The following is a 14,712-nucleotide window of genomic DNA, read 5'->3' on the forward strand; positions in this document are numbered from 1 at the left end:
CATCCGGCCTCGGCGGCGCTGGTGGCAGCGGCACGCGAGCGCGGCCTCGCCGTGCCCGTGCCCGAGGCGGTGGCGGAGAGTGCGGGCGGTGGCGTGGCCGGCCGCGTCGAGGGGCAGGCCGTGCTGCTCGGCTCGGAGGGGTTCCTGCGCAGCCGCGGGCTCGTGCCGCCAGAGGCGCTCTCGATCGCGGCCTCGCTCGCGGTGGCCGGCAGCGTCGCGTGGCTCGCCGCGGACGGGCGCATCGTGGCGGCGTTCGTGATGGCCGACGGGCTGCGCCCCGAGGTGCGCCGCACCGTGCGTCGGCTGCGCGCGCTCGGCGTGCGGCGGATCGTCCTGGTGACGGGCGACCGCGCCGAGGCGGCAGCGCCCGTCGCGGCGGTACTGCGGCTGGACGGCGTGCATGCCGGGGTCTCGCCCGAGGGCAAGATCGCCGCGGTGCGCGAGGAGCGCGCCCACGGCACCGTTACCATGGTGGGCGACGGCGTGAACGACGCACCGGCCCTTGCCGCGGCCGATGTCGGCATCGCGATGGGCGCGCACGGCACGGCGGCGGCGGCTCAGGCGGCGGATGCGGTGCTGCTCGTCGATCGGGTGGATCGCGTCGCCGAGGCGGTGGCGATCGCGCGGCGGTCGCGCGCGATCGCGCTGCAGGCGATGGCGCTGGGGATGGCGCTGTCGGGCATCGCGATGGTGGCGGCCGCGGCGGGGTTCCTGCCGCCGCTCGCCGGCGCGCTGGTCCAGGAGGGGATCGACGTCGCCACGATCCTGTTCGCGCTCACCGCGCTCCGGCCCGGGCGCGAGGATGCCGCCCCCGAGCCGCTGCCCGACGGGGCAGGCCTCGCCGAGCGCGTGGCCGAGCATGCCGGCCTGCGCCGCCTCGCCGAGCGCATCCGCGAGGGAGCCGAGGCGGTGGGCGACGGGCCCCGGTCGCTCGATCGGCTCGCGGCGCTGGAGGCGGAGCTGCGCGCGGAACTGCTGCCGCACCAGGCGGAAGAGGAGGCGGCATTGTATCCGGAAGCGGCGCGCCGGCTGGGAGGGCGCGATCCGATGGGACCGCTGATCCGCATGCATGCCGAGATCGAGGCGCTGTGCCGGCGGCTGGCGACGCTGCTCAGGCTCGCCGGGCGCGCGGAGGGCTGGGACGGCGTGGCGGCGGAGCTGCGGCGCACGCTGTTCGCGCTGGAGGCGCTGCTGACGCTGCATCTCGCGGCCGAGGAGGAGGCGCTGGCCGAGCTTGCCGGCGAGGCGCGGTGACGCCTTCGGTGCTCTATCGCGACGAGGCGGTGCTGGTGATCGACAAGCCGGCCGGGCTGCCGGTGCATCGCGGCCCGCGCGCGGGGCCGAGCGTGGAGGACTGGCTCGAGGCGTTGCGCTTCGGCAAGCGGCGCCTGCCGCAGCCGGCGCATCGGCTGGATGCCGACACGGCCGGGTGCCTAGTGCTCGGGCGGACCAGGCCGGCACTCGCCGCGCTCGGGCGGGCCTTCGCCGAGGGCGCGGTGGAGAAGGTCTACTGGGCAGTGGTGCGCGGCGGGCCGGAGGCCGAGGCGGGCGAGATCGCGCTGCCGCTCGCGAAGCGCAGCAGCCGCGCCGCCGGCTGGCGGATGGTGGTCGATCCGGCCGGGCAGGCGGCGGTGACGCTGTGGCGCGTGCTGGGTCGGCGCGAGGGCCATGTCTGGCTCGAGCTGCGTCCGCGCACGGGGCGGACGCATCAGCTGCGCGTGCACTGCGCGGCGATGGGCTGGCCGATCCTCGGCGATGTCGTGTACGGCGGGGCCGAGCCGGGTGGGCTCGCGCTGCTGGCGCGGTCGGTGGCGATCCCGTCGCTGGGCGTGGCGGCCGAGGCGCCGGTGCCGCGACGGCTCGAGGTTCTAGGGATGGGGGGTTGGGGGAAGGGCCTTGCGGCCCTTCCCCCATGAGAACGATCTGAGCGCGATCAATACGATCGCGGCGATGAGCACGAGGGAAATCGCGCTCTCCGTCGCCTCGACGGCGGCGCCGAGCACGTCGTCCCCAGCCGCGATCACCGCCCGCCGCCACGAGGCGTCCATCAGCGGGCCGAGGATCATGCCGAGGATGATCGGTCCCGGCTGGAACCCGTAGAGCCTGAGCGCGTAGCCGGTGATGCCGAAGCCGAGCATCCACCAGACATCGGCGAGGCTGTTGCGGATCGCGAAGGTGCCGACCACGGACAGCACCAGGATCAGCGGCACCAGCACCGCGCGCGGCACCTCGGCGATGCGCGCGAAGGCGCGCGCGCCGGCGAGGCCGAAGGCCAGCAGGGCGACGTTGGCGAGCGTCAGGTTGCCGACCGTGAACCAGAACAGGTGCGGCGTCTCGATCATCAGCATCGGCCCTGGCTTCAGCCCGTGCACGTAGAGCGCGCCGATCAGCACGGCGGTGACGGCATCGCCCGGGATGCCAAGGGTGAGCATGGGGATATAGGCACCGCCGACCGCGGCGTTGTTGGCTGCTTCCGGCGCGACCACGCCCTCCTCGGCGCCTGTGCCGAAGGGGTGGGTGGGCGTGCGGGTGCTGCGGCGCGCGTGGTCGTAGGCCATCAGCGCGGCGATGTCGCCGCCCGTGCCCGGCAGCGCGCCGATCGCCACGCCGATGCCGGATGCGCGCAGCGCGAGCGGCAGGTGGCGCCGCAGCGCCGCGCGCGGCGGCACGATGCGGCCGATGCGCTGGCGCACCGTCTCGGCGTCGGCGAGGCGGAGCTGTGCCAGCGCCTCGGCCACGCCGAAGAAGCCGATCATCGCGGCGATGTAGGGGATGCCGCCGAGCAGCGCGACGGAGCCGTAGGTGAAGCGCGGCTCGGCGGTCATCGGATCGAGCCCGACCACGCCGAGCGTGACGCCGAGCCCGGCGGCGAACAGGCCCTTGGCGAGCGACTCGCCCGACAGGCTGCCGACCAGCAGCAGCCCGAGCACGGCGAGCAGCAGGTAGTCGCGCGGCGCGAACAGGATCGCGACCTCGGCGATCGCCGGCGCGCCGAGCGCGAGCGCGGCGACGCCGATCATCCCGCCGAGGAACGAGGCGAGGGTGGTCAGCCCGATCGCCGCGCCTGCCTCGCCGCGGCGCGCCATCGGGTAGCCGTCGAGCGCGGTGGCGATCGCGGCCGGCGCTCCGGGGATGTTGAGCAGGATCGCGCTGCGCGACCCGCCATAGACGCCGCCCGTGAACACGCCCGCCATCAGCGCGAGCGCGGGCTCGAGCGGCCAGGCGAAGGTGAAGGAGACCAGGATCGACACCGCCATGGTGACTGAGAGGCCGGGGATCGCGCCGATCCAGATGCCGGCGAGCGTGCCGAGCGCGGTCGCGGCGAACAGCGACGGGTCGAGCCAGGAGGTCAGCAGGTGCCCGGCGGTCATCGCCAGAGCGTGCCCTCGGGCAGCAGCACGGTGAAGGCGAGGCGGAAGACGAGGTGCACGGCGGCGACCGAGGCGGCGGCGATCAGCACGGCGCCGAGCGACAGGCGCCGGCGCGAGAGCGAGATCGCCGCGGCGAGGAACAGGAAGGCGGCGGGATGGAAGCCGATCAGCGGCATCGCCGCGACGAAGCCGACCAGCAGCGCCATCGTCGCGGCGACACGGCCGGGCAGCGGCTTCAGCCCGTCGGCGGGCCCGGCGTGCCGGCCGAGTCCGATCGCGACGGCCGCCCCCGCCATGGTCAGCCCGGCGAGCAGCGGGAAGGCGCCCGGGGAGGAGGGCGAGTCGAGCCCGCCGAGCCGCAATCCCTCCAGCACGACGACGAGGGCGGCGGCGAACAGCGGGAGGGACAGGAGGCGCGCGCCCGGGCGCGCTGCGGGCTCAGCCACGCGGCGGGGTCACGGGCGCGGGATGCCGAACTCCTCGGGCGACCGCTTGGCTGCGCCGGCCTCCTGCAGCAGCCAGGACGTGACCGACTGCCAACGCTTCAGGAACGCGTCGGCCTCCTCGCCCGCGATGTTCATCATGACGTTGCCGTTGCGCGCCATCAGCTCGGTGAAGGCCGGGTTCGCGGCACCCGCGCGGAACGCCTCGACCAGGCGCGCGCGCACCGGCGCGGGCGTCTCCCGCTTCACCCACACGCCGTAGAACGGGCCCCAGGGCAGGTAGCGGGCGAAGCCGGGGAAGTCGGCGGTGACGGGCGGCACCCCGGGCAGCGAGGGCACGGGCTCGGGGTTCACCACCGCGAGCGGCTTCACGCGGCCGGCCCGGATGTGCTCGGCCGCGGCGGCCACGCCCACCGGCATGAAGTCGACATGCCCGCCCTGCAGCGCGGTGAGACCCGGCCCCTCGCCGTCGAAGGGCACGGCGATCACGCGCACGGGCGTCACCGCGTTCAGCATCGCGCCGATCACGTGCGGCAGCCCGCCCGGTCCGGTCGCGCCCATACGCACGCGGCCGGGATTGGCGCTGATCTCGTCCACCAGCGCCTTCAGGCCGGTCCACGGCTTGTCCCTGTTGGCGACGATCACGCCGACCCCGCGTGCGATCACGTTGACCGGGAAGAAGTCGGCGTAGTCGATCTGGGCGAGGCCGAGCACCTTGTGCAGCTGCGGGTTCTCCGCGCCGTAGAGCAGCGTCAGTCCGTCGGCGGGTGCGGCATGCACGGCCTGGACCGAGATCGCGCCGACGCCGCCGGGCCGATTCTGCAGTACGATCTTCGCACCCAGCGCGGCCTCGACATGCGGGGTGAGCGCGCGCGCCACCACATCGGTCGCGCCGCCCGCGCCCCACATGATGATGCCGGTGAGATCACGCGGCGGCCAGGCCTGGGCGGCGACGGGGCGGGCGAGCGCGGCGGCGGCGAGCGCGCCGAGCGTGCGGCGGGTCAGCATGGTCGTCTCCTCTGTCGGTTCCGCGCCCCTCTGGCGTGGCCGGGCGCGGATGTTCGCCACTCCGGCCCGGCCGTCAATCCGGCCTGTGTGCCGGCTGGTCGCGGCGGTCCTGGTCGCGCACCAGCCAGTAGACGACGCCGAGCGCCAGGATGGCCGCGGCGAGCGCCAGAACGGTCGCGGCTTCGGTCTTGGCGAGATCGAGGATGATCAGCTTGCGCACGATCGCCAGCATGGCGATCAGCACGACCACGCGCACCTGCACGACGCCGAAGCGGCGTTCCGCGACCACCAGCAGCGAGCGCTTGAACTCGAGCGCGATGATCACGGTGAAGATCGCGCCGAACACGGTCTGGAAGATGATCGGATCGGTCGGATCGAACACGTCCACGAGCACGAGGCCGAGTGCGACGCGCAGGATCAGGTGCCACAGCGCCGAGACGATGACGACCGCGATCACGCCGGTCAGCACCAGCACGACCACCTGTTCGAACTTCTCGTAGAACGACAGCGCGTTCCACTTCGCGCGCCAGGCCGGCCAGTCGGTCTTCACGACGCGGCATCCAGGGTGACGCTCCGCTCGAGCCGTTGCCCGTCGCGGTCGATCACCAGGGACACGTTCTCGCCCGGCTGCAGGGCGTCGAGCGCGGCCAGAAGATCGGCGACCTGCGCGAGCCGCCGCCCCGCCAGCTCCACCAGCACGTCGCCGCGCTGCAGCGCGCCCTCGGGCGTCTGGGCGGCGGGGGCGATGCCCGCGCGCGCCGCGGCCGAGCCGGGCTCGACGCCGAGCACATAGACCCCGGTGACGCCGAAGCGTTCGGCGAGACGCGCGTTCAGCTCGTCGCTCACGCGCACGCCGAGGGCGGCGCGCACGTAGCGGCCGGTGGCGATCAGGCGCGGCACCACGCGGTTCACCGTGTCCACGGGCACGGCGAAGCCGATCCCGGCCGAGGCGCCGGAGGGGCTGACGATCGCCGTGTTGACGCCGATCAGCCGGCCGGCAGAGTCGAGCAGCGGACCGCCCGAGTTGCCCGGATTGATGGCCGCATCGGTCTGGATCAGGTCGCGGATCGGCGCGCCCGCCTCGGTGGCGAGGTCGCGGCCCAGGGCGGAGACGATGCCGGTGGTGAGGGTCCAGTCGAGGCCGAAGGGGTTGCCGATCGCGAAGACCTTCTGGCCGACGCGCAGATCGGCGCTGGTGCCGATCGGCAGGGGCGCGGGCCGGAAGGCGCCGACGCCGATGCGCAGCACGGCGAGGTCGTGCGCCGGGCTGGTCCCGACCAGGGCGGCGCGATAGGCCCGCCCGTCCGCCAGCCGCACGAAGGCCTCGGCCGCGCCGGCGACGACGTGGTGGTTGGTCACGATGTGGCCACGCTCGTCCCAGACGAAACCGGACCCCGCCCCGCGCGGCACCGCCAGCGCGTTGCGCGTGAACGGGTCGAGCACGCGGGCGGTGGTGGCGATCGAGACCACCGATCCGCGCGCCTGCTCGAACAGGCTCACCGTGGCCTGCTCGTCGGGGGCGAGCGCCCCGCGCGGCGTGACGGCGCGGGGCGTGCCGCGCGCGGCGAACAGCCCCTCGTGCAGGAGCGGCATCCACGACCAGGCCGCGACCACCACGGCGCCCACGAGCGCGGCGACGGCGAGACGGGTCAGCGGACGGGTCATCGCGGACCTCGGGGCAGGCTAGCGGACGATGCTCTGGTAGCCCGCAAGCCCGGCCATCAGCACCACCGTGCTGGTCGGCGCATCGAGCGGCACGATCTGCGCCGGGCGCGACAGGCCCTGGAGGATCGGCCCGATCACCGTCGCCGAGGAGAGCCGCGGCAGCGCCTTGGTCAGGATGTGCGCCGCGTGCAGCCCCGGCATCACCAGCACGTTGGCCGGGCCGTTCAGGCGGCAGAACGGATAGAGCGCCTGCAGCGTCGGGTCGAGCGCGACATCGGCCGCCATTTCGCCGTCGTACTCGAAGTCCTGGCCGGTCTCGTCCAGGAGGGCGACCGCCTCGCGGATGCTCTCCGGGATCTGGCCCTTGGGGTCGCCGAAGGTGGAGAAGGAGAGGAAGGCCACGCGCGGCTCCCGCCCCATGCGCCGGGCGGCGGCCGCGGAGGCCTTGGCGATCGCGGCGAGCTGTGCGGCATCGGGGCGCTCGTGGATCGCGGTGTCGGCTACCAGCACCGTGCCCTGGCTGGTCAGCAGGAGCGAGATGCCGAACAGCAGATGCCCCGGGGCCGGGTCGATGGCGAGGCGGATGCCCTCGAGGCTCACGGCGTAGGAGCGCGACAGCCCCGTCACCATCGCATCCGCGTCGCCGCAGGCGACCATGCAGGCGGCGAAGGCGTTGCGGTCCTGGTTCACGAGGCGCTGGCAGTCGCGGAACAGGAAGCCGCGGCGCTGCAGCCGGCCGTAGAGGTAGTCCGCATATCTGCGGTTGGCGCCGGAGAGGCGCGCATTGTGCACCTCGATCCCGTCCGAGCCGTCGATGCCGAGCGTGCGCAGGGTGTCGAACACGCGCTCCTCGCGGCCGATCAGCACCGGCGTGCCGTAGCCCGCGTTGCGGAAGGCGATCGCCGCGCGGATGGTCTTCTCCTCCTCGCCCTCGGCGAACACGACGCGGCGCGGATTGGCGCGCACCGCCTCGAGGATCGCGTCGAGCGCGGCCCCCGTCGGGTCGAGCTTGGCGGAGAGGTCGCGCGCATAGCGGCGCAGATCGGCGATCGGCCGGCGCGCCACGCCGCTGTCCATCGCCGCCTTGGCGACCGCCGGCGGCACGCGGCTGATCAGGCGCGGGTCGAAGGGCAGCGGCAGGATGTAGTCGGGGCCGTATTTCAGCCGCTTGCCGCGCGTGGCGGCCGCGGCGTCGAGCTCGTCGGGCACGTCCTCGCGGGCGAGCGCGGCGAGCGCCTCGGCGGCCGCGATCTTCATCGGCTCGTTGATCGTTGAGGCGCGCACGTCGAGGGCGCCGCGGAAGATGTAGGGGAAGCCGAGCACGTTGTTGACCTGGTTCGGATAGTCCGACCGGCCGGTGGCGACGATCGCGTCCGCGCGCGCCTCGCGCGCCTCCTCGGGCGTGATCTCGGGATCGGGATTGGCCATGGCGAAGATGATCGGCTTGTCCGCCATGGAGCGCACCATCGCCTTGGTGACCGCGCCGGCCTGGGAGAGGCCGAAGAACACATCCGCGCCCTCCAGCGCCTGGGCGAGCGTGCGCGCCTTGGTCTCGGCCGCGTGGGCGGACTTCCACTGGTTCATCCCCTCGGTACGACCCTTGAAGATCACGCCCTTGGTGTCGCAGAGCAGCACCTTGTCGGGCCGCATGCCCATCGCCTTGAGGAGCTCGGCGCAGGCGATTCCGGCCGCGCCCGCGCCGTTGATGACGAGCGTCATGTCGCGCAGGTCGCGCCCGGTCAGGTGGGCCGCGTTGATCAGCCCGGCGGCGGCGACGATCGCGGTGCCGTGCTGGTCGTCGTGGAACACCGGGATGTCCATCAGCTCGCGCAGGCGGCTCTCGATGATGAAGCACTCCGGGGCCTTGATGTCCTCCAGATTGATGCCGCCGAAGCTGGGGCCGAGATGGCGCACCGCGTTGACGAAGGCGTCCACGTCCTCGGTGTCGATGCAGAGATCGATCGAATCGACGTCGGCGAAGCGCTTGAACAGCACGGCCTTGCCTTCCATCACCGGCTTGGAGGCGAGCGCGCCCAGGTTGCCCAGGCCCAGCACGGCGGTGCCGTTGGAGATCACCGCCACCATGTTGCCCTTGGCGGTGTAGTCGTAGGCCAGGGCGGGATTCTTCGCGATGTGCTGGCAGGGGACGGCCACCCCGGGCGAGTAGGCGAGCGAGAGGTCGCGCGCCGTGGTGAGCGGCTTGGTGAGCCGGATCTCCAGCTTGCCCGGCCGGCCCATCGCGTGCAGCTGCAGCGCCTCCTCGGCCGTCACCTTGGTGGATCGTGTGCCGTCGACTACCCCTTCCATCATTTCCTCCCGCCTCGGGAGCGGGATTATGGACGCCCCTTGGCCGGACGCGCCAGACGGGCGATCGCGCGCGCATGGGGGGCGGCGGCGGCCTCGGCGGCGCGCTGGAGCGACCGGTACGCCGCCAGCACCGCCTCGCCCTCCGCCGTCAGCCGCGCCCCGCCGGCCCCGCGGCCGCCGCGCGCGGCGAGCACGACCGGCGCGCGGAAGCATCCGTTCATGGTCTCGACCAGCAGCCAGGCCCGCTTGTAGCTCATGCCCATGCGCCGGGCGGCGGCGGCGATCGAGCCGGTCTCGGCGATGCCGGCGAGCAGGTCGGCCTTGCCGGGACCGATCGCGACATCCTCGCCGAGCTCGAGGCGCAGGAACAGGCGCAGGGGAGCAGCGCGGGCCATGCCCTATCCGACCACGAAACGGGCCGGCTTGCCAAACCGGTCCCGCCAGAAATATTTTCTACCATCCATATTCCCCGGGGAGCCGAAGCGATGCCGAACCCGGTCCGCCGCGCCGCCCTCGCCGCGCTCTTCGCCGCCCTGCCGTCCCTGCCGCTGGCACGGGAGGCGCCAGCCATCGCTGCCGCCGCCGACCTGCACTTCGCTCTCGCCGAGGTGGCCGAGCGCTTCCGCGCCGACGGCCACGGCACGGTCCGCCTGTCGGTGGGAAGCTCGGGCAATTTCGCCCGCCAGATCGAGCAGGGGGCGCCGTTCCAGGTGTTCCTCTCGGCCGACGAGGCATTCGTCTTCCGACTTGCCGATCGCGGTCTGACGCGCGACCGCGGCGTGCTCTATGCGATCGGCCGCATCGTCATCTTCATCCCGACCCATTCCGACCTCGTGCCGGATGGAACGCTTGCCGATCTGCGCGCGGCGATCGAGGGCAACCGCCTGCACCGCTTCGCGATCGCCCATCCCGAGCACGCGCCCTACGGGCGCGCCGCGATGCAGGCCCTTCGGAACCGCGGACTCTGGGACGGAATCCAGCGCGCGCTCGTGCTCGGCGAGAACGTCTCGCAGGCGGCGCAGTTCGCGCTGACCGGCAGCAGCCAGGGCGGAATCGTCGCCTATTCGCTGGTGCTCGCGCCGGCGATGAAGGATCGCGGCCGCTTCGCACTCATCCCCGAGGAGTGGCACGAGCCGTTGCGCCAGCGCATGGTGCTGCTGCGCAACGCCACACCGGTGGCGGAGCGCTTCTACGCCTACATGCAGGAGAAGCCGGCGCGCGAGATCATGGTCCGCCACGGCTTCGTGCTGCCCGGCGAGTGACACCGAGGCACCGCCGGCCCGCATGGACTGGGAAGCGTTCCTCCTCTCGATCGAGCTCGGCATCGGCACCGTGCTCGGCCTCGCGCCGATCGCGCTCTGGGCAGGCCGCGCGCTCGCCTATCGCGACTTCCGCGGCAAGGGCTTCGTCGAGGCCCTGGTCGCGCTGCCGCTGCTGCTGCCGCCGACCGTGGTCGGCTTCTACCTGCTGGTCGCGTTCGGCCGGCACTCCCCACTCGGCCAGGCGGTCGAAGCGCTCACCGGCCAGCTTCTCGCGTTCTCCTTCGAGGGCCTGCTGATCGCCTCGATCCTGGTGAACATCCCCTTCGCCTTCCAGCCCGTCCAGCGCGCCTTCGAGGCGATCGAGCCCTCGGTTCGCGAGGCGGGCGCGGTCTCGGGGCTCACGCCCTGGCAGGTGTTCCTGCGCATCGAGCTGCCGCTCGCCTGGCCGGGCATGGTGACCGGGCTCGTGCTCACCTTCGCCCACACGCTCGGCGAGTTCGGCGTGGTGCTGATGGTGGGCGGGTCGATCCCCGGCGAGACCAGGACGATCGCGATCGCGATCTACGACCGGGTGCAGGCCTTCGACGACCGCTCGGCCGGCATCATGGCGGCCACGCTGCTCGCGCTCTCGATCGCCGCCCTCGGCATCACGAACACGCTCTCGCGGCGGATCGGACGGCGCCGTGGCTGAACCCGTGCTCGCGGCCGAGCTCCGGCAGGAGGCGCCGATCCCGCTCGATCTCGGCTTCGCGCTCCACCCCGGCGAGGTGACCGCGCTGTTCGGCGCCTCGGGGGCGGGCAAGACCACCGTACTGCGCTGCCTCGCCGGACTGTATCGGCCGCGCACCGGCCGCATCCGCTGCGGCGGCGAGACCTGGTTCGACAGCGACGCCGATCTGTGGCTGCCGTCGCATCGCCGCCGTATCGGGCTGGTGTTCCAGGACTACGCGCTGTTCCCGCACATGACCGCCGAGGCGAATGTCGCCGCCGCACTCGGCCATCTGCCGCGCGCGCAACGGGCGGCCCGCGCGCGCGCGCTCTTGGCGCTCGTCCATCTCCAGGACTTCGCATCGCGGCGCCCGGCCGAGCTCTCGGGGGGGCAGCGCCAGCGCGTCGCGGTCGCGCGCGCGCTCGCGCGCGAGCCCGAGGTGCTGCTGCTCGACGAGCCGTTCAGCGCGCTCGACCGCGCGGTGCGCGTCGCCCTCTACGCCGAGATCGAGGCGCTGCGGGCGCGCCTCGCCTGCCCGATCGTGCTGGTGACGCATGATTTCGAGGAGGTGGCGCGGCTCGCCGACCGCGTGCTGGTGCTGGAGGACGGGCGGATCATCGCCGAGGGCGATGTCGGCGCGATCTCGGCGCGCGCCGACCTGCCGATCATCGCCGCCGCCGCCGAAGCGGGCAGCGTGCTGGATGCGACCCTGGTCGAGACCCTGGCTGCGCGCCGCCTCTCGGTGCTGGACACGGCGGCCGGGCGGCTGGTCGCGCCGGTGATCGACGCCGCCCCCGGCGCGCGGCTGCGCGTGCGCATCCCTGCGCGCGACGTGATCCTCGCCGACCGCGCACCCGAGGGGCTGTCGGTGCACAACGCGCTGGCCGGCACGGTCGCCGCCGTCGAGCCGCGCGCGGGAGGTCTCGCCGACCTTCTGGTCGCCGTCGGCGCGGCGCGGCTCCGTGCCCAGGTGACCGAGGACGCCGTCTCGCGTCTGGGTCTTGCCCCGGGCCGCCCGGTGGTCGCGCTGGTGAAGTCGGTCGCCGTCACCCGGCCCGGCGCATGAGAGGCGCCGGCGAGGCGGCCGCCTGGGGCCTCCCGGTCGGGCTGCTCGGCGGGCTGGTCGGGCTCGGCGGCGGCGAGTTCCGCATTCCCGTGCTGCTGCGGCGCTTCGGCCTCTCCCCGGGCCAGGTGGTGCCGCTCAACTCGGTGATCAGCCTCGTCACGCTGGTCGCCGCCCTCGCCTTCCGCGCCGGCAGCCTGAGCCTCGTGCCGCTCGCGCCGCACCTCGCCGACATCGCCGCGCTGACGGCGGGCGGGCTGGTCGCCGCGCTCGCCGGCGCCGGGCTGGTCGCCCGCCTCTCGGACCACCGGCTGCACCAGGCGATCCTCGTGCTGCTGGTCGGGATCGGCCTGCTGCTGATCGCCGAGGGGCTCGCCGGGGCGGCGTTCCGCCTCGACATCCTGCCCGACCGGGCCGTGCCGCGCGTGGCGGCGGGGATCGTCCTCGGTGCCGCGATCGGGCTGGTCGCGACCCTGCTCGGCGTCGCCGGCGGGGAACTGCTGATCCCGACCCTGGTGTTCATCCACAGGCTGGAGGTGAAGCCGGCCGGCAGCGCGAGCCTCGCGATCTCGATCGTGATCGTCGCGGCCGCGCTGATCCGCTACGCCCGGCTTGGCCGGCTGCCGCTGCGGGCGCATGCCACCGGCATCGGCCTGCCGATGGGAGTCGGCAGCGTGGCGGGCGCGGCACTTGGCGCCGTCCTGGCGGCGGCCGCGCCGGCGGACGCCCTCAAGATCGCGCTCGGGCTGGTGTTGCTGGCGGCGGCCGTGGTTTCGGCCCGGCGCTGATCTTCACGCCCGGACAACAACTGCGGCCGCAGGATGAGCCATCTGCAGCAGGGAGAACCGCCATGCCCATCTCGGAGTATCGCGAGATTCGCTTCGATGCAGGCGCCCTGCGCGCCGCGCTCCAGGCGCGGCTGCTGGAGGCGAACGCGCGGCAGGGCCCGGGTGTCGCGCCGCTCGCGGGCACGGTGGTGGCGGCCAGCGTGGCGCGTGCCGATCCGCTGCAGCTCGCCCTCGAGATCGCCTCCCCCGAGGGGGCGGAGCGCGGCAGCGTCATCATGGAGGCGGTCGAGGTGGCCGCCGCCCTGATCCGCGCCTGCATGGAACGCGGCATCCGCCTGCCGCGCAGCGGCGCCAAGTCGGTGAAGGCGATCCCGGGCGGGGTGGCGCTGGTGGTGACCGTAACCCACGCCGACGGCGCAGCCCCTGCGGCCGGCCCGCGCGTCACCTGAGGCCCCTCAGACCGCGAAGGTCAGCTCGATCCGCTGGCCGAGCGGGTCGGCGAGGAAGATCTGGTGCAGCGGGAAGCCCGGCACCGGCGCCTCCTCGTAGGCGATGCCTGCGGCGCCGAGGCGGGCGCGCGCCGCCTCCACCCCCTCGGCCGTGAAGGCGACGTGGTCGAACCCGGCCCCGCCCCTCGCTGGCGCGCGCGTGCCGGGCGCGATCGCATCCCGGCCGGCGAGGTGCACCACCGGCCGCCCGTCGAGGTAGAGCCAGTGGCCAGGGAAGGTGAACGCCGGGCGAGGGCCTTCCGTCAGCCCGAGCGCCGTCATGTAGAAGTCGCGCAGCGCCGGCAGATCGGCCGGCGCGCAGTTGATCGTCACATGGTTCATCCCCGAGAGCCGCATCGCGCTCCTCCCCGCTGGCCGGCCCGAAGCATAGCGCTGCAGGCGGGCCTTGGGCGATCGGGGCGGCGCGGCTAACGTCCGCCGCCCATGCCCGCCCCGCCCTCGCCGATGCTCGCGCAGTGGTTCGCCGCCAAGGCCGACCACCCGGACGCGCTGCTGTTCTTCCGCATGGGCGACTTCTACGAGCTGTTCTTCGAGGACGCGGAGAAGGGCGCTCAGGCGCTCGACATCGCGCTGACCACGCGCGGCGAGCATGACGGCCGGCCGATCCCGATGTGCGGCGTGCCGGTGGTGAGCCATGAGGCCTATCTCGCGCGGCTGATCCGGCGCGGCTTCCGGGTGGCGATCGTCGAGCAGACCATGGACCCGGGCGAGGCGAAGAGGCGCGGCCTGCGCGGTCCGCTGCCGCGCGCCGTGGTTCGGGTGGTGACCCCCGGCACCGTCACCGAGGAGACGCTGCTCGAGGGCGCGCGGCCGAACTGGATCGCCGCCAGCACCGGCGCGGCGGTCGCCTGGCTCGACGTCTCGACGGGGGTCTTCGGCGTCCGCCCCGCCTCCGGCGCGGCGCTCGCGGCGGCGCTGGCCGCGCGCGATCCGGCCGAGCTCCTCCTGCCCGAGGACCGGCTCGCCGATCCGCTCTTCGCCGAATGGCGTGCCCGCGCCGTCGCGCTGCCGGCGGCGCGGTTCCGGGCGGAGGCGGGGCGGCGCGTGCTCGAGGCGGCCTACGGTGTCGCCACCCTCGACGCCTTCGGTGCGTTCAGCGACCCCGAGCTCGCCGCCGCCGGCGCGCTGCTCGACTACGTGCGCGCGACCCAGGCGGGACGGCTGCCGCGGCTCGAGCCGCTCGCGCGCGAGGCGGAGGCCGCGACCATGGCGATCGACGCGGCGACCCGGCGCAGCCTCGAGCTCGACCGGACCGGCCCCGATACGCTCCTCGGCGCGATCGACCGCACGGTGACGGCGGGCGGAGCCCGCCTGCTCGCCGCACGCATCGCCGCACCCTCCACCGTCGCGGCGACGATCGCGGCCCGGCTCGATGCGGTCGGGTTCTTCCTCGCCGATCCGAATCTCTGCGAGACGGTGCGGGCGCGGCTCAGGGGGACGCCCGACATGGCGCGCGCGCTCGCGCGCATCGCGCTGGGTCGGGGCACGCCCAGGGACCTCGCCGCGATCCGCGATGGGCTCGCGGCCGCGCGCGCGGTGCAGGCGGCGCTGGCCGCCGCCTTCGCCGCGCCCTGGTCGGTCTGCCGG

General features: G+C 74.1%; 15 protein-coding genes and 1 pseudogene. 8 read left to right on the top strand and 8 right to left on the bottom strand.

Annotated features, from left to right (window positions below):
• Together FK498_RS12140 and FK498_RS12145 are read left to right on the top strand one after the other, a co-directional pair.
• A partial coding sequence (locus FK498_RS12140) for a heavy metal translocating P-type ATPase (RefSeq protein WP_141854909.1) occupies positions 1 to 1,254 on the top strand: 1,254 nt, incomplete at its 5' end.
• On the top strand, positions 1,251 to 1,916 hold the full coding sequence (locus tag FK498_RS12145; RefSeq protein ID WP_141854911.1) for an RluA family pseudouridine synthase: 666 nt from the start codon (positions 1,251 to 1,253) through the stop codon (positions 1,914 to 1,916). The genes FK498_RS12140 and FK498_RS12145, both read left to right, overlap by 4 nt.
• Here FK498_RS12145 and FK498_RS12150 read toward each other — a convergent pair.
• The 7 genes from FK498_RS12150 to FK498_RS12180 all read right to left on the bottom strand — a co-directional run bounded on the left by FK498_RS12150 (position 1,869) and on the right by FK498_RS12180 (position 9,189).
• Positions 1,869 to 3,371, bottom strand: a complete 1,503-nt coding sequence (locus FK498_RS12150; protein ID WP_141854913.1) for a tripartite tricarboxylate transporter permease — start codon at positions 3,369 to 3,371, stop codon at positions 1,869 to 1,871. The two genes, FK498_RS12145 and FK498_RS12150, sit on opposite strands and share 48 nt — an antisense overlap.
• Positions 3,368 to 3,817 (bottom strand): tripartite tricarboxylate transporter TctB family protein, encoded by a 450-nt coding sequence (locus FK498_RS12155; RefSeq protein ID WP_141854915.1) that lies wholly within the window; start codon positions 3,815 to 3,817, stop codon positions 3,368 to 3,370. The genes FK498_RS12150 and FK498_RS12155 overlap by 4 nt, the downstream gene beginning before the upstream one ends.
• 9 nt (positions 3,818 to 3,826) lie before the next feature.
• Positions 3,827 to 4,822 carry a tripartite tricarboxylate transporter substrate binding protein gene (locus FK498_RS12160; RefSeq protein ID WP_141854917.1) on the bottom strand — a complete coding sequence of 332 codons (996 nt, stop codon included), beginning with the start codon at positions 4,820 to 4,822 and terminating at the stop codon, positions 3,827 to 3,829.
• Positions 4,823 to 4,895: 73 nt separating this feature from the next.
• A complete protein-coding gene (locus FK498_RS12165) occupies positions 4,896 to 5,372 on the bottom strand; it encodes a phosphate-starvation-inducible PsiE family protein (protein WP_141854919.1) in 477 nt (158 codons plus the stop codon).
• Entirely contained in the window at positions 5,369 to 6,487 is a 1,119-nt protein-coding gene (locus FK498_RS12170) for a S1C family serine protease (protein WP_141854921.1), read from the bottom strand. Before FK498_RS12170 ends, FK498_RS12165 begins: the two co-directional genes overlap by 4 nt.
• Positions 6,488 to 6,505: 18 nt before the next feature.
• Positions 6,506 to 8,794, bottom strand: a complete 2,289-nt coding sequence (locus FK498_RS12175) for an NADP-dependent malic enzyme (protein WP_141854923.1) — start codon at positions 8,792 to 8,794, stop codon at positions 6,506 to 6,508.
• A 26-nt stretch (positions 8,795 to 8,820) separates the two neighbouring features.
• Positions 8,821 to 9,189: a winged helix-turn-helix domain-containing protein gene (locus tag FK498_RS12180; RefSeq protein WP_141854925.1), complete on the bottom strand. Its 369-nt coding sequence runs from the start codon at positions 9,187 to 9,189 to the stop codon at positions 8,821 to 8,823.
• A gap of 90 nt (positions 9,190 to 9,279) precedes the next feature.
• On the opposite strand from FK498_RS12180, the gene modA reads away from it, so the two are divergent.
• From modA to FK498_RS12205, 5 genes are all read left to right on the top strand, one after another.
• Complete coding sequence (gene modA, locus FK498_RS12185) at positions 9,280 to 10,056, top strand: molybdate ABC transporter substrate-binding protein (RefSeq protein WP_141854927.1); 777 nt, start codon at positions 9,280 to 9,282, stop codon at positions 10,054 to 10,056.
• Between the two features lie 22 nt (positions 10,057 to 10,078).
• Entirely contained in the window at positions 10,079 to 10,747 is a 669-nt protein-coding gene (gene modB, locus FK498_RS12190) for a molybdate ABC transporter permease subunit (protein WP_141854930.1), read from the top strand.
• Positions 10,740 to 11,831: a molybdenum ABC transporter ATP-binding protein gene (gene modC, locus FK498_RS12195; protein WP_141854932.1), complete on the top strand. Its 1,092-nt coding sequence runs from the start codon at positions 10,740 to 10,742 to the stop codon at positions 11,829 to 11,831. Before modB ends, modC begins: the two co-directional genes overlap by 8 nt.
• Complete coding sequence (locus tag FK498_RS12200) at positions 11,828 to 12,616, top strand: TSUP family transporter (protein ID WP_141854934.1); 789 nt, start codon at positions 11,828 to 11,830, stop codon at positions 12,614 to 12,616. Before modC ends, FK498_RS12200 begins: the two co-directional genes overlap by 4 nt.
• 62 nt (positions 12,617 to 12,678) lie before the next feature.
• Positions 12,679 to 13,065, top strand: coding sequence for a hypothetical protein (locus FK498_RS12205; protein ID WP_141854936.1), 387 nt, complete (start codon positions 12,679 to 12,681; stop codon positions 13,063 to 13,065).
• A gap of 6 nt (positions 13,066 to 13,071) precedes the next feature.
• Here FK498_RS12205 and FK498_RS12210 read toward each other — a convergent pair whose 3' ends face one another.
• A complete protein-coding gene (locus FK498_RS12210) occupies positions 13,072 to 13,461 on the bottom strand; it encodes a VOC family protein (protein WP_202614834.1) in 390 nt (129 codons plus the stop codon).
• Between the two features lie 87 nt (positions 13,462 to 13,548).
• On the opposite strand from FK498_RS12210, the pseudogene FK498_RS12215 reads away from it, so the two are divergent.
• Positions 13,549 to 14,712, top strand: a pseudogene (locus FK498_RS12215) (DNA mismatch repair protein MutS); the annotation flags it as partial.

Origin of the sequence: Elioraea sp. Yellowstone (assembly GCF_006704265.1) — a bacterium.
Classification (GTDB): Bacteria; Pseudomonadota; Alphaproteobacteria; order Acetobacterales; family Acetobacteraceae; genus Elioraea.

Excerpts from the sequence above, each read along its gene's own strand:
- FK498_RS12150 (WP_141854913.1), bottom strand. The coding sequence starts at position 3,371 with ATGACCGCCGGGCACCTGCTGACCTCCTGGCTCGACCCGTCGCTGTTC.
- FK498_RS12160 (WP_141854917.1), bottom strand. The coding sequence starts at position 4,822 with ATGCTGACCCGCCGCACGCTCGGCGCGCTCGCCGCCGCCGCGCTCGCC.
- FK498_RS12170 (WP_141854921.1), bottom strand. The coding sequence starts at position 6,487 with ATGACCCGTCCGCTGACCCGTCTCGCCGTCGCCGCGCTCGTGGGCGCC.
- FK498_RS12175 (WP_141854923.1), bottom strand. The coding sequence starts at position 8,794 with ATGGAAGGGGTAGTCGACGGCACACGATCCACCAAGGTGACGGCCGAG.
- FK498_RS12180 (WP_141854925.1), bottom strand. The coding sequence starts at position 9,189 with ATGGCCCGCGCTGCTCCCCTGCGCCTGTTCCTGCGCCTCGAGCTCGGC.
- modA (WP_141854927.1), top strand. The coding sequence starts at position 9,280 with ATGCCGAACCCGGTCCGCCGCGCCGCCCTCGCCGCGCTCTTCGCCGCC.
- modB (WP_141854930.1), top strand. The coding sequence starts at position 10,079 with ATGGACTGGGAAGCGTTCCTCCTCTCGATCGAGCTCGGCATCGGCACC.
- FK498_RS12200 (WP_141854934.1), top strand. The coding sequence starts at position 11,828 with ATGAGAGGCGCCGGCGAGGCGGCCGCCTGGGGCCTCCCGGTCGGGCTG.
- FK498_RS12205 (WP_141854936.1), top strand. The coding sequence starts at position 12,679 with ATGCCCATCTCGGAGTATCGCGAGATTCGCTTCGATGCAGGCGCCCTG.
- FK498_RS12210 (WP_202614834.1), bottom strand. The coding sequence starts at position 13,461 with ATGCGGCTCTCGGGGATGAACCATGTGACGATCAACTGCGCGCCGGCC.